The sequence below is a fragment of the Aquitalea sp. ASV15 genome (assembly GCF_016429115.1).
Lineage (GTDB): Bacteria > Pseudomonadota > Gammaproteobacteria > Burkholderiales > Chromobacteriaceae > Aquitalea > Aquitalea magnusonii.
This window is the reverse complement of the sequence record NZ_JAELTZ010000228.1, coordinates 1-301: the sequence shown is the minus strand read 5'-3', so window position 1 is coordinate 301 and position 301 is coordinate 1. Positions and strand designations below refer to the sequence as shown.

At 72.1% G+C, this 301-nt stretch carries 1 pseudogene; it reads right to left on the bottom strand.

The features are described from left to right. A pseudogene (locus JHD64_RS21675) lies at positions 1-252 on the bottom strand (hypothetical protein); the annotation flags it as partial. Between the last annotated feature and the right edge of the window lie 49 nt (positions 253-301).

Genomic DNA, 301 nt, shown 5'->3' with positions numbered 1-301 from the left:
CCCCCCCCCCCCCCCCCCCCCCCCCCCCCCCCCCCCCCCCCCCCCCCCCCCCCCCCCCCCCCCCCCCCCCCCCCCCCCCCCCCCCCCCCCCCCCCCCCCCCATTTTTCAAGCAGAAGACGGCATACGCGATCCTTGTTAATGTCTCGTGGGCTCGGAGATGTGTATAAGAGACAGGCATGGATGTCCGGCAATGCCGTGGCGGCCGGGCGGTTCTGGCGGATACGGGCCAGTATGGTGTCACGGGCGCTCATTGTTGGCCCTCCTTGTCCTTCTTGTCCTGGCGGCGCTGCTGGTACAGCT